The organism is uncultured Allofournierella sp. (assembly GCA_944382705.1).
Taxonomy (GTDB): domain Bacteria; phylum Bacillota; class Clostridia; order Oscillospirales; family Ruminococcaceae; genus Allofournierella.
The window spans coordinates 1-23,176 of sequence record CALWNE010000038.1 but is presented as its reverse complement, the minus strand read 5'-3'; the positions used below and the strand labels follow the sequence as shown (position 1 = coordinate 23,176).

18 protein-coding genes and 1 pseudogene are annotated in these 23,176 nt (G+C 49.1%); 7 read left to right on the top strand and 12 right to left on the bottom strand.

The features are described from left to right. Positions 1–67 precede the first annotated feature (67 nt). The 4 genes from ACH2EM_RS05520 to ACH2EM_RS05505 all read left to right on the top strand — a co-directional run bounded on the left by ACH2EM_RS05520 (position 68) and on the right by ACH2EM_RS05505 (position 5,247). The gene (locus ACH2EM_RS05520) at positions 68–784 is read left to right on the top strand and encodes a DUF421 domain-containing protein (protein WP_395151132.1); all 717 of its coding nucleotides are present in this window, start codon (positions 68–70) and stop codon (positions 782–784) included. Positions 785–1,013: 229 nt separating this feature from the next. After that, positions 1,014–2,345 carry an APC family permease gene (locus ACH2EM_RS05515; RefSeq protein WP_395151131.1) on the top strand — a complete coding sequence of 444 codons (1,332 nt, stop codon included), beginning with the start codon at positions 1,014–1,016 and terminating at the stop codon, positions 2,343–2,345. Between the two features lie 265 nt (positions 2,346–2,610). Further along, positions 2,611–4,551: a BMP family ABC transporter substrate-binding protein gene (locus tag ACH2EM_RS05510; RefSeq protein ID WP_395151130.1), complete on the top strand. Its 1,941-nt coding sequence runs from the start codon at positions 2,611–2,613 to the stop codon at positions 4,549–4,551. Between the two features lie 18 nt (positions 4,552–4,569). Then, on the top strand, positions 4,570–5,247 hold the full coding sequence (locus ACH2EM_RS05505) for a metallophosphoesterase family protein (RefSeq protein WP_395151129.1): 678 nt from the start codon (positions 4,570–4,572) through the stop codon (positions 5,245–5,247). A 242-nt stretch (positions 5,248–5,489) separates the two neighbouring features. On the opposite strand, the gene ispG is transcribed toward ACH2EM_RS05505, so the two are convergent. The 9 genes from ispG to ACH2EM_RS05460 all read right to left on the bottom strand — a co-directional run bounded on the left by ispG (position 5,490) and on the right by ACH2EM_RS05460 (position 15,726). Continuing rightward, positions 5,490–6,533: a flavodoxin-dependent (E)-4-hydroxy-3-methylbut-2-enyl-diphosphate synthase gene (ispG, locus tag ACH2EM_RS05500; RefSeq protein WP_395151128.1), complete on the bottom strand. Its 1,044-nt coding sequence runs from the start codon at positions 6,531–6,533 to the stop codon at positions 5,490–5,492. A gap of 20 nt (positions 6,534–6,553) precedes the next feature. Continuing rightward, positions 6,554–7,645, bottom strand: a complete 1,092-nt coding sequence (gene rseP / locus ACH2EM_RS05495; protein WP_395151127.1) for an RIP metalloprotease RseP — start codon at positions 7,643–7,645, stop codon at positions 6,554–6,556. A 19-nt stretch (positions 7,646–7,664) separates the two neighbouring features. Beyond that, positions 7,665–8,816: a 1-deoxy-D-xylulose-5-phosphate reductoisomerase gene (locus tag ACH2EM_RS05490; protein ID WP_395151126.1), complete on the bottom strand. Its 1,152-nt coding sequence runs from the start codon at positions 8,814–8,816 to the stop codon at positions 7,665–7,667. A 15-nt stretch (positions 8,817–8,831) separates the two neighbouring features. Then, positions 8,832–9,713: a phosphatidate cytidylyltransferase gene (locus ACH2EM_RS05485; protein WP_395151125.1), complete on the bottom strand. Its 882-nt coding sequence runs from the start codon at positions 9,711–9,713 to the stop codon at positions 8,832–8,834. 27 nt (positions 9,714–9,740) lie between these two features. After that, positions 9,741–10,454 (bottom strand): isoprenyl transferase, encoded by a 714-nt coding sequence (locus ACH2EM_RS05480; protein WP_395151124.1) that lies wholly within the window; start codon positions 10,452–10,454, stop codon positions 9,741–9,743. 81 nt (positions 10,455–10,535) lie between these two features. After that, on the bottom strand, positions 10,536–11,090 hold the full coding sequence (frr, locus tag ACH2EM_RS05475; protein ID WP_395151123.1) for a ribosome recycling factor: 555 nt from the start codon (positions 11,088–11,090) through the stop codon (positions 10,536–10,538). A gap of 61 nt (positions 11,091–11,151) precedes the next feature. After that, on the bottom strand, positions 11,152–11,862 hold the full coding sequence (pyrH, locus tag ACH2EM_RS05470; protein ID WP_395151122.1) for a UMP kinase: 711 nt from the start codon (positions 11,860–11,862) through the stop codon (positions 11,152–11,154). 283 nt (positions 11,863–12,145) lie between these two features. Then, positions 12,146–13,900: a [FeFe] hydrogenase, group A gene (locus ACH2EM_RS05465; RefSeq protein WP_395151121.1), complete on the bottom strand. Its 1,755-nt coding sequence runs from the start codon at positions 13,898–13,900 to the stop codon at positions 12,146–12,148. Beyond that, positions 13,894–15,726 carry an NAD(P)-binding protein gene (locus ACH2EM_RS05460; protein WP_395151120.1) on the bottom strand — a complete coding sequence of 611 codons (1,833 nt, stop codon included), beginning with the start codon at positions 15,724–15,726 and terminating at the stop codon, positions 13,894–13,896. The genes ACH2EM_RS05465 and ACH2EM_RS05460 overlap by 7 nt, the downstream gene beginning before the upstream one ends. A 312-nt stretch (positions 15,727–16,038) precedes the next feature. On the opposite strand from ACH2EM_RS05460, the gene ACH2EM_RS05455 reads away from it, so the two are divergent. From ACH2EM_RS05455 to ACH2EM_RS05445, 3 genes are all read left to right on the top strand, one after another. Continuing rightward, positions 16,039–16,515, top strand: coding sequence for an LURP-one-related/scramblase family protein (locus ACH2EM_RS05455; RefSeq protein WP_395151119.1), 477 nt, complete (start codon positions 16,039–16,041; stop codon positions 16,513–16,515). 6 nt (positions 16,516–16,521) lie between these two features. Further along, entirely contained in the window at positions 16,522–17,676 is a 1,155-nt protein-coding gene (gene rlmD, locus ACH2EM_RS05450; RefSeq protein WP_395151118.1) for a 23S rRNA (uracil(1939)-C(5))-methyltransferase RlmD, read from the top strand. A 593-nt stretch (positions 17,677–18,269) separates the two neighbouring features. Continuing rightward, complete coding sequence (locus ACH2EM_RS05445; protein ID WP_395151117.1) at positions 18,270–20,612, top strand: DUF262 domain-containing protein; 2,343 nt, start codon at positions 18,270–18,272, stop codon at positions 20,610–20,612. Between the two features lie 60 nt (positions 20,613–20,672). Here ACH2EM_RS05445 and ACH2EM_RS05440 read toward each other — a convergent pair whose 3' ends face one another. From ACH2EM_RS05440 to ACH2EM_RS05430, 3 genes and pseudogenes are all read right to left on the bottom strand, one after another. Then, the gene (locus ACH2EM_RS05440; protein WP_395151116.1) at positions 20,673–22,232 is read right to left on the bottom strand and encodes a recombinase family protein; all 1,560 of its coding nucleotides are present in this window, start codon (positions 22,230–22,232) and stop codon (positions 20,673–20,675) included. A 3-nt stretch (positions 22,233–22,235) separates the two neighbouring features. Continuing rightward, positions 22,236–22,649: a recombinase family protein gene (locus ACH2EM_RS05435; protein WP_395151115.1), complete on the bottom strand. Its 414-nt coding sequence runs from the start codon at positions 22,647–22,649 to the stop codon at positions 22,236–22,238. Then, positions 22,650–23,176 (bottom strand): annotated as a pseudogene (locus tag ACH2EM_RS05430) (recombinase family protein); the annotation flags it as partial.

Below are 23,176 nucleotides of genomic sequence, written 5' to 3'. Positions count from 1 at the left end.
ACAAGGTATAATGCCTGCCTGTCAGGGCAAACTGCATTGTATATGGTTGACAAAAGGAGTTATTTTTATGGATTTTTTGCACGATTTATGGCGTATCCCCCTTACTAGTCTCTTGTCGCTGGTGCTTTTGTTTGCTATGTGCAAATGGATTGGCCAGCGGCAGATTAGTCAGATGACCATGTTCGATTACATCAACAGCATTACCATTGGATCCATTGCCGCAGAGCTGGCCACTGCTTTGGAACATTGGTGGCGGCCATGCCTGGCCACCATTATTTACGGGGCTGCCGTGGTGACCATTAACCGGCTGTGCTGCCGCTCTTTAAAGGCACGAACTTTTTTTAACGGGCGCCCCCTGATTTTGCTGGAGCACGGAGGTCTGCGCCGGGACAATTTGAAAAAAGCAGGTTTGGATATAAACGAGTTTTTGACCCAGTGCCGTATTGCCGGTTACTTTGATTTAAGCCAGCTGGAAACTGCCCTGCTGGAAACCAGCGGCAGCATGAGCTTTTTACCAAAAAGCGAGCAGCGGCCCGTTACCCCACAGGATATGGAACTGTCGGTTCCGGCCGAAAGCCTCTGCATCAACATTATTCTGGACGGTAAAGTTCTGGAAGAAAATCTAAAACATATGGGCAAAAATCAGAAGTGGCTGAACCAACAGCTTCATGCCGTAGGAATTCCGTTAAATCAAGTAATGCTCGCTACCTGCGACTACCAAGGCAAGTTTAACGCATATCCCATGCGAAACCGTGCGAACCATGACGGCCCCAATGAGCAATAATATCTCCCTAAATGCAGGCATTTACACTGTAACCCCATAGCTGTAAGATGCGATATACCGGCTTTTAGGGCAGAAATTTTATTATATTTTTTAATTTTCTCTGATTTTTGTAATTTTTGCTCTTTTCAAACAATTCCTCTTTATTGTAATATAGTAGAATAAAGGAAAGCGCCATGGAGCTTGCACTTTTGTTGAGCTTCATGGCAAATTGATTATTATGGGGGTTACTATGAATGATGTGACCAAAAAGTACGGGCTTTTAACCGCAGTTACCATGATTGTTGGCATCTGCATTGGGTCCGGTATTTTTTTTAAAAGTGATAACATCCTAATTGCTACGGGCGGCAGCATTGCCATGGGTATTGCATTGTTTGCCGTTGCGGCCATTTGCATTATTTTTGGTTGCCTGACCATCAGCGAACTGGCCAGCCGTACCGAGGAAATGGGCGGCCTTATCAGCTATGCCGAAGTGTTTGTTTCCAAATCCGCAGGCTGCGGCATCGGCTGGTTTCAGATGTTGGTGTACTATCCCAGCATCACTGCGGTAGTGGCCTGGGTGGTAGGCGTTTACACCTGTATTCTTTTTAATCTGGGCAATTCGCTCTCTCTTCAACTTGGCATTGGCTACGCATTTTTGTGCCTTTGCTTTTTGTATAATCTGTTTCTTCCCCGTTTTGGTGCGGTGGTTCAGAATGGTACCACCTTCATCAAGCTGATTCCCTTGTTTCTTTTGGGTATATTGGGCTTTGCTCTGGGTGATCCCATCAACGGCCTTGCGCAAACAAACCCCAGCACCCTTACCGGTGTAGGGTTTCTTACCGCCTTGGGCCCCATTGCCTATTCTTTTGACGGTTGGATTGTAGCCACCGCTATTTCCCACGAGTTAAAATCCGCCAAAAAGAATATGCCCCGTGCCCTGCTGATTGGCCCTTTGGTGGTGCTGTTTATCTATGCTTTGTACTTTGGCGGTATTTCTGTCTATGTGGGTCCCCAGCAGGTTATGGAGTTGGGTGACGCCCATGTGAGTGTAGCTGCTCAACAGCTTTTGGGCACTTGGTTCAGCAAAGCCGTTGTAATATTTGTAATTATTTCGGTTATTGGCACCGTAAACGGCCTTGTTACCGGCTACATTCGTATGCCCTATGCCTTGGCCATTCGCCCTGGTATGATGCCCTTTGCCCATGTATTCGGCCGTCTGAACAATCACCAGATGCCCGGCTGGTCGGCGCTGCTGGCCTGGGGCATTACCACCCTGTGGACCGGCATCCATTACCTGTGCACCCGGTTTGATTTAATCCCAAACAGCGATGTTTCGGAAGGGGCCATTATCATTTCCTATATCTTTTACGCCCTGCTGTATTACCAGGTATTCAAGATGTATCGGCAAGGGGTTATCAAAAGCATTTTTAAAGGCGTGGTATGCCCTCTATTTGCAACCATGGGTTCGTTGGTAATTCTTTCTGGCGGCCTTCAGAGCAGCTTTTTCTGGGGATATCTGGTATTCTGCCTGGCCATTTCTCTTGGTGCTGTTGCTTACTACCGGCACAGCTGCAAACAATAACCACTGTACATACCACAATGCCCCATGGTCATTCCATGGGGCATTTATGTTTTTTGCGATACAGGCCTGAATAATGGGTATGCTTGTTACAAAACCATTGGTATTTTAATGGTTTTTGTGTTAAAATTGATGCTATATCATAGCAGCAGGGTTATGCACCATAAGCCCAGTCTCCCCTTATTTTTAGATAACCCTGTCAATTCCTTGGCCAAAACGGATTGCCCCAAAAAATAAAATCACCTTGCACGAAGGAGTGAAGATTGCTTTGAATATTGAGGAGTACAAAAAAGCCCAAAAGCTGGGCCAACGCAATTTCCGGGCCTGCATCGCAAAGGGAAAATACCCCTATTTGCAGGTGCTGGATGAAATTCTGGAAAACACCGAAATTCAATCCACCGAAGCCCTGGGGCTTGTGAATATTCCTTTAACTTCGATTGTGGGCACCAAAACTGAAGGACGAAAGACCGCCTTCGCCAGCAACTTTATGCCCCTATTGAATGAAGGTACCGAATTTTCTACCAAATGGGCGCTGCTGTGTGAATCTCAGATGGAAAACGGCATTCGAGACCCCATTCAAGCCATTGAATTTATGAACCGCTTTTATGTCATCGAAGGCAATAAGCGAGTTTCGGTAATGAAATATCTGGGTGCCGCCAGCATACCGGGCATTGTTACCCGTTACATTCCTCAGCGCACAGGCACCAAAGACAACAATATCTATTTTGAATTTTTGGAGTTTTATCAGCTGACCCAAATCAACCTGCTCTGGTTTACCGAGGAAGGCCGCTTTGCCCAGTTTGTGGCCGCTACCGGAAAAGCACCTGGCGAGCGATGGACGGAAGATGAAAAACGAGAGCTAACTTCCCTTTACTACCGTTTTCAACCTCTGTTTGAGGCCAAAAGCAATGGTCAGTTGACCATTACGCCGGCGGATGCACTCCTGGCCTTTTTGGGCGTGTATTCCTACAAAGAAGCTGTTTCCATGAGTATGCCTCAGCTGCGGGCAGCGCTGAACAAAGCCTGGGAAGAAGTTTTGATTTTAACGCAGCAAGAAGCTGTGGAAGTATCCATGGCACCAGCAGAACCACCCTCTCCTGGCCTGTGGAGCAGGCTGCAAAATCCCCTTCGGCTTTCGCCAGCACACCTTAAAATTGGCTTTGTGCACGAAAAAAGCGGCGAAACCTCAGCCTGGACCTATGCCCATGATTTTGGCCGAATGGAACTTGAGTCCCGTTTTGGCAAGCAGGTGGAAACCATCTGCTTTGACAATGTTATTCCGGAAGAAAACGGCGAGGCCGTTTTGGAGCAAGCCATTGCCCACGGTTGTGATGTAATTTTTACTACCACACCCAAACTGATTTCGGCCAGTGTTAAAGCTTCGGTGGTGCATCCAGAAGTAAAAATCATCAATTGTTCGGTCAACACTTCCCACCCCACCATACGGTGTTACTACGGGCGCATTCACGAAGCAAAATTTTTGATGGGTGCTATTGCCGGTGCATTGAGCGAAGACGGACGCATTGGGTATATTGGCAGCTATCCTACCTACGGCATGATTGCCGCCGTTAACGCCTTTGCATTGGGTGCTCTGCTCACCAATCCCCGCGCCACCGTTCACCTGGAATGGAACTGTGTGGAAGGCCGCAGCCCAGAGCAGATTTTTGCAGAGCGAGGCATTGATTTAATCTGCGATTTGGACAGCCGCACTCCCAACCGTTCCCCCTGGAAGGTTGGCCTGTATCGGCTGGAACAGGATTCCTTTTGCAACTACGCCATGCCCTTTTGGAACTGGGGCGAATTTTATGTTCGCATTGTTCAATCCATCTTCAATGGTCAGTGGGACGCACAGGAACCCAATATGCGGGCCCTGAACTACTGGTGGGGCATGGACAGCGGTGTAATTGATGTACTGTGTTCTCGTAATATTCCCAATCAGACCCAGCGTTTGGTGGATATTCTTCGGCACGCCATCTGCTCTGCCGGCTTCGACCCCTTTGGCGGCACGGTAAACCGGCAGGACGGCAAGCAAATTCTGGCACCGGACCATCCGCCTCTCAGCACGGAAGACATCATCACCATGGACTGGCTGGCCAGCAATGTGGTGGGCGAAATTCCCCCATTTGATAGCCTGGTAGATGCGGCCAAACCCCTTATCAGCGTGGTGGGCGTTCGCAAAGATGCGGCCGGAAACAAAATTTTGGGATAAGGAGGGCTGCGATATTTCATGAAGATTTTAGTTCTTTCCGATGTGGAATGCAAAAGTCTGTGGGACCATTTTACGCCGGAAAAGGTCAAACACTATGACTTGATTCTCTCCTGCGGAGATTTGAACCCCCATTACCTCTCCCTGCTTGCAACTTTTTCTTCTGCACCTGTGCTTTATGTGCATGGAAATCATGATTCCTGCTACGAAAAAGACCCTCCTGAGGGATGCTTTTGCATCGAAGATTCTGTTTTTACCGTAAAAGGCTTGCGTATTGCCGGGTTAGGTGGCTCCATGCGTTACAAGCCCGGCGCCTTTCAATACAGCGAAAAAGAAATGAGCCGGCGGGTGCACAAATTGAAAAAAGCCATCCGGCGAGAAGGCGGTGTGGATATTTTAGTTACACACTCCCCTGCCAAAGATTTGAACGATGGCACAGATTTACCGCACCAGGGTTTTTGTTGTTTTTATGAACTGTTAAACGAATACAGTCCGGCCTATTTTTTTCACGGCCATGTGCATTTAAGTTATAGCAACAACCTCCCCCGGCATTGCAGTTATAAGCAAACCCAGGTTATTAACGCTTACGAAAAATACGAGCTGGAAATTCCCGATCCTGTTATCCCCACCATTCCCACCTGGAAACTATACATTTCCGCTATGCGGCGCACCTTGCTGGGCCCCAATCGACCCTTTTGACTGTATTCATTGCGGTATTGCACCACTGAATACCCCAAAATCTAAAAACGAGCCCCCTTCACCTCTGCCAGCGAGTGTTTAATCCATTTGCTGCCGATTGATTGTTTGTTGGGTGGTCTTTCTTTCCCTGGGTGGTCACTAAAGCCTGATTTTTTATTTTGCAGAACACAAAAAGGCCCGATACTGTGAAAATCACACAGTATCGGGCCTTTTTTCTTATAGCTTACGGCAGTATGTGCTGCTTATAATTTGAGAATCTCCTCCACAAACTGGTCAACGATATTGCCCCGCAGCATCCGGATTTTTTCGCCCCGGATAAACAAAAGCGCTTCATCTTTGCCGCCTGCAATGCCGATGTCTGCTTCCCGTGCTTCGCCCGGGCCATTCACCACGCAGCCCATCACTGCAATTTTAATGGGCTTTTTATAGCCCTTCAGGCGCCGTTCCACCTCGTCGGCAATTTGTGCTACCTGAATGTTGGTACGGCCACAGGTAGGGCAACTGATGATTTCGGGGCCGCCCACTGCGTGCCCGGCTGCCCGCAGGATATCGTAGCCTGCCTGAACTTCCTTTTCGGGGTCGTCGGTAAGGGAAACCCGCAGGGTATCGCCAATGCCCTCCATCAGCAGGCCGCCAATGCCCATGCCGGACTTGATAAGGCCCATGCGGTAGGTACCTGCCTCGGTCACACCTACATGGAGGGGATAATCACACTGCTGGCTCAGCAGCCGGTAGGCCCGCATCATGCTGGGCACATTGCTGGACTTGATGGAGATTACAATGTTGTTGAAATCGTGCTTTTCCAGCAATGCCACATGATAGAGCGCACTCTCCACCATAGCCTCGGGTACAGGTGCCCCGTACTTGGCCAGAATGTGTTTTTCCAGGCTGCCGCTGTTCACACCAATGCGAATGGGAATGTTCTTGGCGTTGCAGGCTTTCGCCACGGCACGAACATTTTCGTCCGCACCGATGTTGCCGGGGTTGATGCGAATTTTATCCACCCCTGCATCCACGCAGGCCAGTGCAATTTTGTAGTTGAAGTGAATATCCGCTACAAAGGGAATGTCCACTGCATTTTTTACAGCTTCCACCAGCCGAACATCCTCCAAGGTGGGAACGCTGCCCCGCAAAATCTGGCAGCCAGCCTGCTCCAGGCGTTTAGCTTGTTCCACATTGCCGGCAATGTCTGCCACCGGTACATTCAGCATACTTTGCACAGCCACAGGGTGGTTACCGCCCACCACAATGTTGCCGATTTTCACTTCTCGCTTTTGTATTCGCATAGTAACGCCCTCCTTTGGCGTTAGAACAATCTGAGAATATCGTTAAAGGTGGCATACAGCATGAGGCCAAACAGGCACAGCATGCCCGCTGCATTCACCACGATTTCAAATTTTTTGGGGATGGGTTTACGGAAGATGCCTTCCAAAGCAAGAAACACCAGCTTGCCACCATCCAATGCCGGAAACGGCAAAAGATTGAATACGCCCAGGTTTACTGTAATCAATGCCAGAATGCTGAGCACCTGATCTGCGCCCATGGTGGTAGCCTGCCCAATGGTATTCACAATACCCACCGGCCCAGAAAGCTGGTTGACACTGGTGTACCCGGTTAGTACATCCCACAGAGACCGGGCCACCAGCCGAGCATAGAACACGGTGTAGCTAGCGGCCTGCTTTACCACATTCCAGGGGGTTTTGGCCACCGGCTGAACGCGAAAGCCAATGTCCATGGCCTGGGTTTCGCCCTGCTGCTCCACCGGAAAAGTAACCTTCTCCAGCTGTATCTTGGTACCCTCACGGAGCACCGTAAAGCTTGCAGTTTGATCCTGCAAACGAGAGAGCTCGTAGGAAATATCCCCGCTGGTAAAGCAGTGGTGGCCATTGATTGCAACAATTTCGTCCCCTGCCTGAAGGCCTGCCTGTTCCAGCACAGAACCTGGCTCTACCTGGGCAACCACACGGCTGGAACCAAGACTTTCGCCGCTAAAGAAACCGAACACCACTCCCAGCACCACAAAACCCAAAACAAAATTCATAATGGCACCAGCGGCCACTACAATCATGCGTTTCCACACCTTTGCCTGCGGATACGGAATACCGGCGGGCTGGAGTGAGGGCTCCTGCGCTTTGCCCCAATCCGTAGATTGGAGTTCTTTTTCCTCCAGCTCCTCGTCCTCCCCTTCCATCATTACATATCCGCCAATGGGCAGCAGACGGATGCTGTATTGGGTACCGTTGTATATCTTTTTCAAGAGCGCCGGTCCCATACCAATGGAAAACTCGTTTACTTGGATGCCTGCCCGTTTGGCGCAGACGAAGTGCCCCAACTCATGAATAAGCACCACCAAGCCAAAAATCAGAATTGAAACCAGTGCGGTGATAAGAATGGACAAAGCAATGCCTCCTTATTGATTACAGATGCTCTTGTACAAAACGGCGAGCCATCCGGTCGCATTCGTATACATCGGCTAACTGGTAGCTGCCGCCGAAGCTATCGCTATCCACCACGGCTTCCACCAGACGGCCAATGTCCAAAAAGCCAATTTTGTCTTCCAGGAACAAACGGACTGCTTCCTCGTTGGCTCCGTTGGCTGCACAGGGTGCAAGCCCGCCCTTCTGAATGGCCTTTTTGCAGGCAGCCAAACAGCGGAAGGTCTCCTCGTCGGGCTGGTCAAAGGTAATAGATTTCAGGGTGCTGAAATCCAGCTCAGGGGTTGCGCCCGGCAAACGCTCCGGCCAGGTAAGCGCATATTGAATGGGAATGCGCATATCCGGTACACCCAGCTGGGCCAAAATGGAGTTGTCGCTGAACTGCACCATAGAATGAATGATGCTCTGGCGCTGTACCACCACTTCCACCTTTTCGGGGGGCAGGTCAAACAGCCAGACGGCTTCAATCAGTTCCAGGCCCTTATTCATGAGCGTGGCGGAGTCGATGGTGATTTTTGCGCCCATGCTCCAATTGGGATGTTTAAGCGCATCCTGCCGTGTTTTGCCTGCCAGCTGGTCTGCCTTCATGCCAAAGAAGGGACCGCCGGAAGCAGTGAGCAGAATTTTTGTGAGGGTTTTTGCAGAGTAAGGATCCTGCAAGCACTGAAAAATTGCGGAATGTTCGCTATCCACCGGCAGCAGCCGGGTACCATGCTGTGCAGCTGCCTGCATGACCAGATGGCCACCGGTAACCAGGCTTTCTTTGTTGGCCAAGGCCACATCGTGGCCATTTTCCAGTGCGGCAAGGGTTGCACCCAGGCCAGCAATGCCAACCACTGCGTTCAGCACCACATCGGGACCATCCATCTTAGCCAGCTCCACCAAACCTTCGGCCCCCTGCAGCAGCTTGGGCGCAAAAGCAGTGCCTGCCAGACGCTGCTGCAAACGAGTGTACGCCGCAGGGTCCACCACCGCTACATACTTGGGGTGAAACTCTGCAATCTGCTGCTCCAGCAAATCCACATTGGAGTGGGCCGCCAGTGCAAATACTTCATAGCCTTGGGTGCGGGCAACATCCAGGCTTTGGGTGCCAATAGACCCGGTAGAACCAAGCAGGGTGAGTTTTTTTGCCATATCCATGCTCCTTATTTATGGGTTCAGCAGGTACTTGGTAACCAGCCAAACCAGAATGCCCATAGCTGGGGCGATGAAGGTAACGCTATCAAACCGATCCAAAATACCGCCATGGCCGGGGAAAATGGTACCGTAATCTTTAATCTGGCACTGGCGCTTCACTGCGCTGGCGAACAAATCACCCAGGATGCCCAGCACCGAGCAGACCATGCCTATCACAAAAACCACCAGGATGCTGGAGGAATGCTGCCCCAGGTAGATTAGCAGCGGACAGCTTTCATAGCTGCCCAGCAACTGCGTAATGCCTATGGCAGCATAGGTACACATTACCCCCAGTACGCCGGAGCCCAGCACACCGCCAATGGCACCTTCCACCGTTTTGTGGGGACTTACCACCGGTGCCAGCTTGTGTTTGCCAAAGTAACAGCCTGCAAAATAGGCCGCACTGTCTCCGCCCCAGGCAAAGCACAAAATAAGCAGGATAAGATATACTGCTTCGTACATATTGCCCAGCTGATGCTTGATGAACACAAAAGAGAACAGGCTCCACAGCAGCATAGCGCTATACATCGTCATGCCGCCCAGTTTAGCCGCATTCAGCGTTTGGCTGTGCCTGATTACGCAGCAGGCCAGATACAAACCCAGCACAAAGGTACCGGGCACCAACAGCATTTTCACCAGCGGCACATTGGAAAACATTACAAGGAGAGTATACGGAATAAATGCGTAAAAAATGTGTGCAGTGCCTTTACCCAGTGCAAATGCGTTGTAAATTTCATGAATGCCAATCAGCGCAATGAGTGCCACAACGGTTTCAAACACGAGGGTATCAAAAAACAGCATCACTGCCGCCAGTACACATAGGCCCACTGCGGCGGTCATTAATCGAGTTTTCACCAGAATACCATCCTTTCCCCGCCTGGCTTAAATGCCGCCAAAACGGCGGCTGCGGCGGTTGAATTCTTCGATGGCCTGATCCATATGCTCACGGGTAAAATCTGGCCAGAGCACATCCATCTCAACCAGTTCCGAGTAGGCGGCCTGCCACAGCATAAAGTTAGACAGTCGCTTTTCTCCACTGGGACGCAAAATAAAATCCGGATCCTTTTGCCCATGGGTATACATGCAGTCGCTGAGCATGGCTTCGGTAATCTGCTCCGGCTCCAGCTTGCCTTCCTTGACTTGTTGGGCCAATTGCCGTGCTGCATGGGTAATTTCCTGTCGGCCGCCGTAATTGATGGCAACATTCAGGGTCATGCCGGTTTTGTGAGCGGTATCCTGCTCGATTTCATCCATCAATTTTTGCAAGCGGGCATCCAGCTGCTGGCGTTCGCCCAAAAATTTAACCCGGACATTGCGGTTTTTGTAGTCAAAGGCTTTCAGCAGGTATTCGCCAAACAGCTTCATGATGGCGCTTACTTCCTCCATGGGACGCTTCCAGTTTTCGGTAGAAAAGGCATACACCGTTACCGAATCCATGCCCAGGCTATCGCAATAATCGGTGATTTCCTGAAACACCTTTGCGCCCTTTTTATGGCCGGCTGTGCGGGGCAGTCCCCGCTTTTTGGCCCAACGGCCGTTGCCATCCATAATAATGCCTACACTCAGACCTTTTGCAAACTCCTCTGGATGTGTCATCCTACTAGTTCCTCCCTATGCAAAATGTTGCCGCACACAATATTATGCGTGCGGCAACACTCATAAAACCTGTATGAATAATCAGATTTCCATGATCTCCTGGTTTTTCAGTTCGCAATCCTTATCAATCTGCTTTACGAACTTATCGGTGATCTTCTGCATCTCATCTTCCAGGTTCTTCTGATCGTCTTCGGTGATTTCGCTGTTCTTTTTCAGCGCCTTAAACTTATCCATGGCCTCACGGCGCACATTGCGCACGGCTACCTTGGCTTCCTCGCCCAGCTTCTGTACATCCTTGGTGAGCTGACGACGGCGCTCCTCGGTGGGAGCGGGGAATACCAGCCGGATTACACGGCCATCGTTGGTGGGGTTAATGCCAATGTCGCTAGCCAGCAGAGCGTGCTCAATGGGGTGCAGCAGGGTGCTGTCCCAGGGAGTGATGGTCAGAATGCGGGCTTCTGCCACAGCCACGGCTGCCATCTGGTTAATGGGGGTAGCGGTACCATAGTAATCCACGGTTACTTTATCCAGAATAGCGGGGTTTGCACGGCCTGCACGGATGGAAGCCAGCTCACGGCCCAGATGGGCAATAGCGCCCTGCATTTTTTCTTCGTATACTTTGGTATAGGTGCTCATAGTTTGTTTCTCCTTTTAAAAAGGTTGTTTTAAAAAAATCGGCACTGTAAGCCGGTTTGTATTACGCTTCCACCACCAGGGTTCCGATGGATTCGCCCTCTACAGCCCGGGCAATGTTGGCAGGATCGGCCAGATCGAACACCAGGATAGGCAGCTTGTTCTCACGGCAAAGGGTTGCGGCAGTACCATCCATTACTGCAAGATTCTTTTGCAGCACCTCGGTGAAGCTCAAAGTATCGTACTTCACTGCATCGGCATGCTTTTTGGGGTCTTTGTCATAGACACCGTCCACCATCGTAGCCTTGAACATAATGTCGCAGCCAGTTTCAATGGCCCGCAGTGCGCTGGCGGTATCGGTGGAAAAGAAGGGATTGCCAGTACCGCCGGCAAACAAAACCACCTTGCCCGCTTCCATGCTTGCCACTGCACTGTTGCGTGTAAATACATCCGCAACCTGAGGCATTACCAGAGAACTCTGTACCTGAGTGGGTACCCCCAGCTGCTCCAGCTTATCTGCCACCGCCAGGCAGTTCATCACGGTGGCCAGCATACCGATTTTATCGGCGCAGGTACGCTCCATCTTGCCACTGGTGCGGCCGCGCCAGAAGTTGCCGCCACCTACTACCAAGCCAATCTGGGCGCCCAGATCATATGCCTTTTTAATGCCATCGCAGATGGCTTCCATCGTAGCATCATCAAACCCAGTTCCTTTTTCTCCAGCCAGGGCCTCGCCGCTGACTTTAAGCAAAATACGCTTGTATTTCATATACACACCGCCTGATTGCAATATTCTCCTTAACATTCTACAATAAACAGCACCGGATTTCAAGGCAGATGCGTGGTTTTCTTGCTCAAGCAGGGGGCTTTTTCCTGTGTAGATCTCCCCTTGTTCAACTGGCTTGCGCAGTTCCTGCTAATCGCTTACCTTATTTTATATGCTATACTCCACATCTTTTCCGCTTTTTTCTCTCGTTCATAAAAACAACCCCTGTGGCAACTCATTCCGCCGCAGGGGTTGTTATGTGCTTATGGCAAACGCTCAGGCAACTGCAATGTTATTTTTTGCGGGCAGGCGCCAGGGGCATTTCCCACGCTTGATGATCCGTGTGCAGCAACTGATGAGCCCGGTGGGACAGCGGCCGCTCCATGTAATCTTCGTACAGTTTGATAACATCGGGGTTTTCGTGGGAGAAGCGCAGTTTATAGGCCCGGTCCAGCTCATACAGATTGCTGCCCCGTTCCAGTGCCAGTTCCTGACCATCGTGCACCGGCTGGCCACCGCCACCTACGCAACCGCCGGGGCAGGCCATAACCTCCACAAAGTCGTAGTGCACCTCCCCTTTTTGCAGGCGTTCCAGCAGCTTGCGGGTATTTCCCAGCCCGCTTACCACTGCGGTTTTTACGGTTACTCCGCCAAAATCAAACTCTGCATGCACCGTTCCCAGGTTCTCATCCTTGGCCCGCACCGTACAGAAAGCATCTGCCGGGGGATTTTTTCCGTTTACCAGGTAATAGGCAGTGCGCAGTGCAGCTTCCATCACGCCGCCGGTGGCACCAAAAATTACACCTGCGCCGGTTCCCTCTCCCATCAGCGGGTCTGCGGCACGGTCTTGCAGGGTACTGGGCTGGATGTGAGCCGAACGCATCATGCGGGTCAGCTCACGGGTTGTAATAACCACATCCGTTTCGTGGCCGGCGTACTCTCCGTAAAACAGTTCCATGTTTCGCTCGCCCTTCTTAGCAAGGCAGGGCATGACCGATACGGTGAAAATTTGCTCCGGCTTTACCCCCAGGCTTTGTGCAAAGTAGGATTTAATCACCGAGCCAAACATCTGCTGAGGAGATTTAGCGCTGGACAGATACGGTACCATGTGCGGATATTGAGATTTGATAAAACGAATCCAGCCAGGGCAGCAGGATGTAAACATGGGCTGCACCCGTGTTTCCCCTTTTTGGAACCGTTCCAAAAACTCGTTGGCTTCTTCCATAATGGTCAAATCAGCCGAGAAGGTAGTATCAAACACATAGTCTACCCCCATGCGCTTGAGGGCATCCAGGATTTTGCCAACAGTAGCCTCCTGACGGCTCATGCCAAAGGCTTCGCCCCAGGCAGTACGCACTGCGGGGGCAACCTGTGCCACCACAATCTTTTTGGGGTCTGCAATGGCATTCCACACCTGTTCGGTGTCATCCCGCTCGGTAAGTGCCCCTACGGGACAGTGCGTAATGCACTGACCACACAGAGAGCAGTCGGCCTCGTTGATGGTGCGGCTGCCGGACACATTAACGGTGGAACGGGCACCGGTACCCTCTAAATCCCAAATGTTCAGGCTCTGAATTTTATCACACACCTGAATGCAGCGCATACACTTGATGCACTTGGCGGAATTGCGAATCAGGGGGAACTGCTTATCCCAGGGCTGATGTTCCAAGCGCTCGCCAAAGGGAATTTCGTAGATATTCAGATCGTTGGCAATGGTCTGCAAAGAGCAGTTTCCACTTTTAACGCAGGTGGCACACTTGCAGTCGTGCTGAGAAAGAATCAGCTGCACGGTGTTGCGCCGGTGCTGGCGCACTTTGGGGCTGTTGGTGTAAATCACCATACCCTCCTGCACCACATTGTTGCAGGAAGTAATGAGCCGCTCATTGCCTTCCAGCTCTACCGCACACACACGGCAAGCGCCGATTTCGTTGATTTTTTTAAGGTAGCAAAGCTTGGGAATGGAAATCTGAATCTGCGCCGCAGCCTCCAGAATGGTTGTTCCCTCCGGAACACTTAAAGTGCGGCCGTCAATCGTTAAAGTTACCATACCTTTTCACGCCCTCCCTTAAAGATACCGAAGCCGAAATGGTCGCACCGCAGGCAGCGGCCCGCTTCCTGACAGGCTTCCTTTTTACTCATGCAGTTTTCTACCCCTTCAAAGTCGTGAATTCGCTCACAGGCTTCCCGCTCGGTCATTTCCACACGGCCGCAGGCAGAACGGTCACTCAAATCAGGGTCCGGAATCTCCACATCACAGGTAATTTCATGGTTGAAGCCCAGATATTCGTCAATATTTGCAGCCACTACCTTTGCAGCCGCAATGGCACGAATTACAGTGGCTGGGCCAGTGGCGCAGTCACCCCCTGCAAATACACCGGGAATGTTGGCAAAGCCGCCAAATTTTTCGGCCATGATTTTGCCTCGCTCCACAGGCACGCCTGCATTCTGGAAGTGCTCGGTCTCAATGCTCTGGCCAATGGCCACAATGAGCGTAGTACAGGGAATCAGTACATCTTCTTCGCCGGTAGGCACAACACTGGCTCGACCATCTCGAATGCAGCTAATCATTTGGGGGGTTGCCCACAAACCAGCCACATGGCCCTTCTCATCCAGCTCAATCCGGCTGGGGGCCATCAGGGTGCGTACTTCTACGCCCTCTGCCACAGCACCTTCGATTTCGGCAGGCAAAGCGGTCATATCGGCAGTGCGGCGGCGGTACACGATGCTCACCTTTTTGGCGCCCAGGCGAACGGCGGTACGCACCGCATCCATAGAAACATTGCCGCCACCCACAATGGCCACATCCTGCCCGGTGAGATCCAGGGGCTGCTCCAGACCCACCATCTGCAAAAACTGCACCGCAGACATCACACCAGGGGCATCCTCGTGCTCCAGGCCCAGCTTTTTATCGCTGCTGGCACCAATGGAAATAAGCACTGCATCAAATTCGCTGCGAAGCTGCTGAATGGTAATATCCTTGCCAATGCGCATCCCATAGCGCACTTCCACGCCTGTTTCCAGAATGTTGTTAATATCATCTTCCAGGCGATTTTTGGGCAGACGATAGTTAGGAATACCGTACCGGAGCATACCGCCCAGCTTGGGCATGGCTTCAAATACAGTTACCTGGTGGCCCATCAGCTGAAGATAATAGGCAGCAGACAGGCCGCCGGGGCCACCACCCACCACGGCAACCTTTTTGCCGGTGCTGGGGGCACAGGCCGGCGGAGGCACCTTGCCTGCATAATCTGCCGCCATGCGCTTGAGCCCACGAATGTTGATGGCATCATCCACCATATTGCGGCGGCAGCGGGCTTCGCAGGGGTTTTCGCAGATAAAGCCGCAGGTTGTGGGGAACGGATTATCCTTACGGATCAGACGGATAGCATCCTCATAGCGTCCCTCACCCACCAGGGCAATATAGCCGGGAATATCCACATGAGCCGGGCACAGCGCCACACAGGGCACGGGCTGGTGGTAAGTGCAGGTGCAGCGCCCTACCTGAATGTGCTGCTCATAGTCCTCCCGGCATCCAATCAACCTTTTGTATACCATATCAGCGTCTTCGTAACCTATGGCACAGTCCGAAGTTTCCATAATGGATTTTGCTGTTTCTTCCATCAGGGTGAGGGTGTCCATGGTGGCCTTGCCATTAAGTACATCGGTAATCAGATGTTTCAGCTGCAGCAGGCCCACCCGGCAAGGTACGCACTTGCCGCAGGTTTGGGCATGGCACAGTTCCAAAAATGCACGGGTGATGTCCACAGGGCAAAGACCCGGCGGGCTCGCTTCGATACGGCGCTCCAGGTCTTTATAAAGACCCTCGATCACCAGCTGCGACCGACTTGGGGTAGGAATCTCCAGTCTGCTCATAATTTAGTCACCTCATAAAAGTAATACTTTTTCGGAATTATGTTAATTTGATTGTAGCACAGCTTGTTGTCATTTTCAATGAAAACTTCAAATATTGTTACCATTTTATTATTTTTATTATCCAATTTCATCGGTTGCTTTTAGCCAAGCCCAGCGCCCACTCCGGCATCGATTGCCGAACCATGGCGTTTGCCCGCCGTTTGTGATACAATGGATACCAAGCACTTGCAGCAGCTCTCCCGCAATCCAAAATGGACTGCCAAAACTGCCCTGCTCTATTTTATTTGCATCATTGCTAAGGAGGTTTGCCCCATGAAACTGCTTTTCAAACAGCGTTTATTCTCCTGGTTCGATAGCTACGACATTTACAACGAATATGGCGAGGCCGTGTTCCGGGTTGAGGGTAAAGTATCCTGGGGGCATCGGCTGGAAATCTCCAACGCACAGGGCCAGGTGCTTGGTACTGTGCAGCAAAAATTCCTTGCTTTTTTGCCCCAGTTTTTTCTGCTGGACGAAAATGGCCAGGAAATTGGCTTATTGCGCAAGGAATTCACCTTATTTAAGCCTCGCTTCCAGTTAGACTGCAACGGCTGGAACATCCAGGGCAACTGGCTGGGTTGGGACTACCAAATCACCGATCCTGCCGGACGCTGTGTGATGCAAGCCAGCAAGCAGCTGCTGAACTGGACCGATACCTATACAATGGACATTCAGAACGAACAAGATGCATTGCTCTGCGTTATGGTAGTACTGGCCATCGACGCAGCCAACTGCACGGAAGGAAATTAAATAATCATGAAGCAAACAACCTGTATTCACAAAAAATCCGGCTGCGGTGGCTGTCCGCTGCTGCATCTGCCCTACCCCAAACAGCTGGAGCAAAAACAGGCTCAGGTTCAAAAACTATTGGGCCACTTTGGGCCGGTGCAGCCCATTCTTGCCCTGGAAAACCCCTGGCATTACCGCAACAAAGCCATCTCCACCTTTACCGCCGGGCCAAAGCGCAGCTTGCAAAGCGGCATCTATGCCCAAGGCACCCATCGGGTGATTCCCGTACAGGAATGTTTGCTCCATAACCCAGCTTTGGACCACGCCATTCAGGCGGTGCGCCAGGCAGCGCAGGCCTGCCGGTACGAACCCTTCGATGAGGACCGCCGTACCGGTTTGCTGCGCCATGTTTTGGTGCGTCACAGTTTAAAAACCGATGAAATTCTAATTTGCCTGGTTACCAGCCAGTCTGCCCTGCCCGGCTCCCGTACCTTTGTACAGAAGGTGCGTCAGCTGTGCCCCCAGGTAAGCACCATTGTGCAGAACATCAACGCCCGGTATTCCAGCGCTGTACTGGGAAACAGCGAAAAAATCCTATACGGAAAGGGATACATTCAGGACTCTCTGTGTGGTGTGAGTTTCCGCATCAGTGCCGCTAGTTTTTATCAAATTAATCCGGTTCAAACCGAGCTTCTGTATCAAACCGCCATCCGTGCCGCCGGGCTGGATGGCAGCCAGCGTGTTATTGACGCCTATTGTGGAGTTGGCACCATTGGTCTTGCCTGCGCCAGCAAGGCAAAAGAGGTGCTGGGGTTGGAACAAAACCGCAGTGCCGTGCAGTGCGCCATCCAAAACGCCAAGGCCAACGGCATTTCCAACGCCCGGTTTGTTTGCGCCGATGCCACCAGTGCTATCCAGCGAATGGCCCAGGAAGGCCAGCAGGCTGATGTGGTATTTCTGGACCCACCCCGTGCAGGAAGCACCCCGGAGTTTTTGCAGGCAGTGGACGCTCTTTCTCCCCAGCGGGTGGTGTATGTGTCCTGCAATGCAGAAACCCAGCAGCGTGATTTGCAGTATCTGTGCGGTAAAGGCTGGAAAGCACACTGGATTCAGCCTGTGGATTTATTCCCCCATACAGAGCATGTTGAGACGGTAGTCTTGATGTCAAAAACAGATAAATAAAGTACAGAAAACGGCTTATTTATGGCATTTTTCGGTATCTTTCAGAACTGACAGCAATTCCCCTCACCAAACTGTTCCTATTTGTGGGAACATATCGAAGGGGAATTTCTGTTATCTAAACCCATGCCACAACCTGCCAGTGTGCGGATTGAATATTTTACCTTGGCAGCAGTTTCGCCTACTCGAGGTTTGGAGGGGCCGTTGGACAGTGGATTGGATATGAAGGAGGCGTTGATAGTCAATGGAGTTTAAAAATGACGTAGTTTCGTTAGACATACCCAAAAGTGTAAAATTTAATTTCAGTGAAGTTAGCGTTCCTAATGGAAATAAAGGACAAGTGTAAATATTGTTGAAATGAAGTCTATAAAGAAGCAAGTAAATTGCTAAGAAAAGCCAAGAGCAATGTAACTTCACCCACTGTTAAAATAATCCATTTGCTTATCTGAAAATCATGTGTCCAGAGTTCACACCGATAATTAATCAAATAATTAATTTCTGGAATGTTTTTTCAGATAATGAAATTTTGTATAATGTGATTGTATATACAGATTAACTGTTGCCGTGAAAAATAAACACGAAAGAAGAGATGCAAAATGGCAGGATGCGCTTGCGAAAATTGGAGTCTGCAGGATTTATCAAGTGCTTTACAGGATATGCATAAAGATAATAAACGAATCGTAGTTCCTATGTTCCAAAGAGGAAAACGCTGGAAAAAAACTCAAGAGCAGAAGTTTATCGACTCTTTGATTAAGGGATATCCTGTTGGTACGATGCTGTTCTACGAAACATACGAAGATAATAAACGCACATATATCTTGGTTGATGGTTTGCAACGCGGTAATAGCATCAAAAAATACATGACAAATCCTACGGCATTCTTTTACGATGATAGTATTTCAGATAACTTCTGTTCTAGCATATTAGAACTGGTTTATCAGTCTGATGATAAAGAATTGTACTCTAAAATCCGTAGTATTTTAACTACATTCATTAAATCCCAAAAAACTTTCAAAAATTTGCAATATTTCTCTGTGGCAAAACAAATTTCCCATGAGTTTTCGGCAGGTTATGAACCAATTGGGCAACTTATTGAGGTAATCAAGCTCTTTTTTGAGGAGAGACAGGATTTATATGATAGGATTGCCAGCACAATCATTCCGGTTATCGTGTATACGGGTGACGAAAACAATCTTCCAGAAATCTTTGATAGAATCAATTCTCAGGGAACTCCTCTCGATCAATATGAGGTATATGCAGCTGCATGGCCAGTTAATCAGAAGTTTGCTATAAAAAATACCGATATTGTAGAACGTGTAGTTCGTAAATACGACACCTTTGAAGAAGATGATTTCAAGATTCATGGATACAATCGTGAGGAAATGCGAACTCAGAAGACTGTGAATGCCTTTGAATACCTCTTTGGCTTGAGCAAGCATCTGGTTGAAAAGTATGATATCCTTGCCTTCAATAAGAACCTTGCCGAAGATACCGTAAACCCATTAGCATTCGAGTTGGTAAATGCCTGTCTTAATGACACAGACAAAATAAAGACCTTATATCAGAATCTGTACACCTTAGATGTGAATGCTTTTGAGGCGGCTTTGTATAAAGCAATCGAGTTCGTGCGAGATTCCATTCTTGTGGTTACAAAATTCAAGGGGAATTCTAGAGATACAAACAAAATATTCCATTCCAAATATCAGATTCTGTCGATGATTTCCACTACCTTCAAGGAGATGTATGTTGGGACAGATTATGCTCATTTTTCGGGTACCTGGCAGGAACGCAAGCAAAAAATCGCCAGAAATCTTGTTCAGTATTATGTGTATGATATCATCACTAAATATTGGTCTGAGGGTGGTACCGGAAAAATACACAGTGCAGCTAAACCTAATCGTTATATGATGGAAATTCCAAGCCGTGCGTGGATGGTCGCATTGGATGGTTTTTTTGAGCGGTCTATGCTCCGTACCGAGAAGAAGAACATTGCAAATCCAAAAAGTGAGGAATATGTCATTCTGAACTACATCTATCTAAATACTTTTATGGCAAAGGATCAGCTTTCTATAGATCGTTTTGATGTTGAACATATTGCACCAAAGGAGCAAATGCGGAAGTTGATAGAGGCTTGTAGTGGTGAAGGGCTTCCGATTAGTTGTATAGCTAACTTATGCTATTTGCCAGAACATGTAAACCGTAGCAAGGGTGCCAAAAATTTCTATCAAGACAAAAAATATTTGCAGCATATTGATCTTGCAGAGGTTGAAAGAAAGTATAGTTTTACCGAAAGTGACGATCTCGAGTGGATGGATATGCCGTATGAGAAGCCAGAAGATTTTGCTGTTCTGAAAGAATATTATACGGACTACTGTACAAAAAGATTTGATAAGCTGAAGCATCTTCTGTGTGAATCCTTGGGCATCAGATATGAGGAAATTGAGTCAACGGAATCCGAAGTAGTTCAGAAGGTGATTGTTGCAAAGAAATCAGATGAACAAACTAGTAAACACATGCGCTTTGCAGATAAGTGCCTTCTTCGTCTTGCTGAAACACTAAATACTCATTTATTAAAAGTTGGAAGAAGCACATATAAATCTACAGATGGCAAGTGCGGATATGTGATTACTACTTCGAAAATGTATACACAAGGAAGTAGAGAGAAGTATTGGTTTGCTTATCGCAGAAATCCACTAGATGAACTTTCAGATTGTACCGAAAAGTATGTGGTTTATGGATGTAAAGATGAGAAAACCTTGATAGTGCTACCAGTCGACGCCATTGAATCTAAACTTGAACACCTAAATGTGTCGAAAGACGAAGACGGGAATATAACTCATTGGCATATGGTGTTCTTCCGAGATACATTTGGAAAAACAACATGGATGCTTTCACGGCCTAATATTGAAGAAATAGAAATAAATCAGTACCTTGTGTAATTATATATGCGAACCCCTCTCAACCATCACGGCTGAGAGGGGTTCGCTTGTATATGGAGCTTATTCTTCAATTTCAATTCTGAGTCCCGACTTCAATTCCACTATGAAATGGTTATCGTAGACGGTAATTTGTTTGAGCCAGCGTTTGACCAGGCTTTCATCAAACTCGGTCAAATGCGTGGGCTGCTTACGGATGAAATCCTGCAGTTCATTGATGCGACGAATCTGCTCGTCACGGGCGGATGTGTCCATGGCGCTTTGCTGTTTTAGTTCCCTAAGCCTTAGAATTCCACCGGCAACCGCATCGTAGCTTTTCTTGTTGTTCGCCTTTTGAATCAACTCCTGTTGAAGCGCCATCAGCTTTTCATCGATGTCATCCGTCTCTGTGGAAGCAGAGCGGATTGCTGCCGCAATGTTCTGCTGAAGCTGTTCCTGGTATCCAGGCTTGTCGCCAAGCATCTCGTTGATGGCGGCCAGCACCACATTTTCCAGAACAGTTTCGTTGACGGTTCTGGCGTGACATTCCTGCCCGGTGGGCTCCAGTCTGCTGATGCAACGCCATACAATGGATTTACATCCGCGATTGTTCCAATGAATCCGGCGAAACAGTTCTCCGCATTCTCCACAGACCACAATCTGTGAAAAGCAGTGGTTGCAACTGTAGCTTCTTTTTTTGCCGTTGGCACTGGTTTTTACAACACGCCTACGAACAAGCTCTTCCTGTACCCGCATATAAATATTTCGAGGAATGATGGCTTCGTGGTTGCCTTCCACATAGTACTGCGGAACAATGCCATTGTTCTTTACACGGGTTTTGCTGAGAAAATCGGTGGTGTAAGTCTTTTGCAAAAGAGCGTCACCGATGTATTTCTCGTTTCTCAAAATCTTGTTGATGGTGCTGGTGTGCCACCTTGTTTTTCCTGCTCCGGTAAGAATACCGTCACGCTCCAACCCGGCGGCAATCTTGTCCATGCTGAATCCTTCCAGGTATTCCCGGTAGATGCGTTTGACCACCTCAGCCTGTTCAGGGTCAATGATAAGATGCCCGTTTGCATCCTTTGTGTACCCCAGAAAACGATTGTGGTTTATTTGCACTTGACCATTCTGGTAACGGAACTGAAGACCAAGCTTTACATTCTGGCTTAAGGATTGGGACTCCTGCTGTGCCAGTGAAGCCATAATGGTGAGAAGCACCTCACCCTTGGCGTCCATGGTATTGATGGATTCCTTTTCGAAGAAAACAGGGATATTCAAATCCTTCAGTTTCCGAATATACTTCAAGCAATCCAGCGTGTTTCGCGCAAAGCGGCTGATTGACTTGGTAATAATCATGTCGATATTTCCAGCTTCGCATTCTTCAATCATGCGATTGAATTCCTCACGCTTTTTGGTGTTGGTGCCGGAGATACCGTCATCAGCAAAGATTCCTGCAAATTCCCACTCCGGGTTCTTTTGAATGTACTCGGTATAGTGAGACACCTGTGCCTCATAGCTGGTGGCCTGTTCGTCGCTGTCGGTACTGACACGACAGTACGATGCGACTCGTAGCCTTGGCTTTGTGTCTTGACGGACGGAATTTCCAACCTGTCTTTTTGCAGGAATCACCATAACATTTCTCATTGATTACGCCTCGCTTTCGATTAAGCTGTAGAGATATTCTGCTTGCTTTTTCGGATTTGGGTCATACTGTATGCTTGGCTTCATGGTAAAAGCAGTCGGTACCCGTATGGCTCGTTGCTCCTTTTTTCGATGATTGCGACCAAGCCTTGTGGCCCGACGCTTTCGTTCCTCCTGAGCCGCATAAAAGGTTTTATGGTCAATAATGGCAGGATAAAAATCATCACCAAGATAGTGCTTATTTTCCATCATCCGCTTGACCGTTCCGTGATAGGTTTTAATGCCTGCTTCAGAGGCCGCCCTTTCCAGGGAGAGTCCTTTAAGATAAGCAGAATAAAGTGCTTTGATTTGTGCAGCGGCAACCTTATCGATAACCGCCACACCGTTTTCTATTCGATAACCAAAAGGGGTATGGCCCATTTACTCACCAATCCTTTCTTTGAGGGTAAGCCCGCATTTTAGGACAAACCCGATTTCGTTACGACTGAACACTTGAATGTGGTCGACAAAGTCTGTAAAGAGATCTTCATTAAAATCCTGCAGCATATCATTTTGCTCTGCAAATCGGAGCAACTTTGCTGTTTCGTTTAGCTTTGCTGCATCACCCGTCATATTAGCTTTGATGGCTTCAACACTTGCCCAATATTCATCAGCCTGGGTAAGCAGAGCATTATTCTCTCGATTATAAAGCACTTGATCGATATATCCCGTGGTCATAAGCTTCATAAGGGTTTCTCTTTGCTCCAAATTTTGCTCCAGCAAACTCTCCAGTTGCTGAATTCTTTGAAGTGCTTTGTCCTTTGAATGATTCGCTATGGCCCTCTGATACGGCTTCAAGACCAGCTTGTGGCTGTAGATTAGCTTGTTAAGCATGGTTACAAAGGCTGTCTGTAATGCATCATCCCGGATGTACTTCATGGAGCAGGACACCTTATTGGATAAATGAG

Coding starts and splice junctions, on each gene's coding strand:
- ACH2EM_RS05520 (WP_395151132.1), top strand. CDS start 68: ATGGATTTTTTGCACGATTTATGGCGTATCCCCCTTACTAGTCTCTTG.
- ACH2EM_RS05515 (WP_395151131.1), top strand. CDS start 1,014: ATGAATGATGTGACCAAAAAGTACGGGCTTTTAACCGCAGTTACCATG.
- ACH2EM_RS05505 (WP_395151129.1), top strand. CDS start 4,570: ATGAAGATTTTAGTTCTTTCCGATGTGGAATGCAAAAGTCTGTGGGAC.
- ispG (WP_395151128.1), bottom strand. CDS start 6,533: ATGCGAATACAAAAGCGAGAAGTGAAAATCGGCAACATTGTGGTGGGC.
- ACH2EM_RS05490 (WP_395151126.1), bottom strand. CDS start 8,816: ATGGCAAAAAAACTCACCCTGCTTGGTTCTACCGGGTCTATTGGCACC.
- ACH2EM_RS05480 (WP_395151124.1), bottom strand. CDS start 10,454: ATGACACATCCAGAGGAGTTTGCAAAAGGTCTGAGTGTAGGCATTATT.
- frr (WP_395151123.1), bottom strand. CDS start 11,090: ATGAGCACCTATACCAAAGTATACGAAGAAAAAATGCAGGGCGCTATT.
- ACH2EM_RS05465 (WP_395151121.1), bottom strand. CDS start 13,900: ATGGTAACTTTAACGATTGACGGCCGCACTTTAAGTGTTCCGGAGGGA.
- ACH2EM_RS05460 (WP_395151120.1), bottom strand. CDS start 15,726: ATGAGCAGACTGGAGATTCCTACCCCAAGTCGGTCGCAGCTGGTGATC.
- ACH2EM_RS05455 (WP_395151119.1), top strand. CDS start 16,039: ATGAAACTGCTTTTCAAACAGCGTTTATTCTCCTGGTTCGATAGCTAC.
- rlmD (WP_395151118.1), top strand. CDS start 16,522: ATGAAGCAAACAACCTGTATTCACAAAAAATCCGGCTGCGGTGGCTGT.
- ACH2EM_RS05445 (WP_395151117.1), top strand. CDS start 18,270: ATGGCAGGATGCGCTTGCGAAAATTGGAGTCTGCAGGATTTATCAAGT.
- ACH2EM_RS05440 (WP_395151116.1), bottom strand. CDS start 22,232: ATGAGAAATGTTATGGTGATTCCTGCAAAAAGACAGGTTGGAAATTCC.
- ACH2EM_RS05435 (WP_395151115.1), bottom strand. CDS start 22,649: ATGGGCCATACCCCTTTTGGTTATCGAATAGAAAACGGTGTGGCGGTT.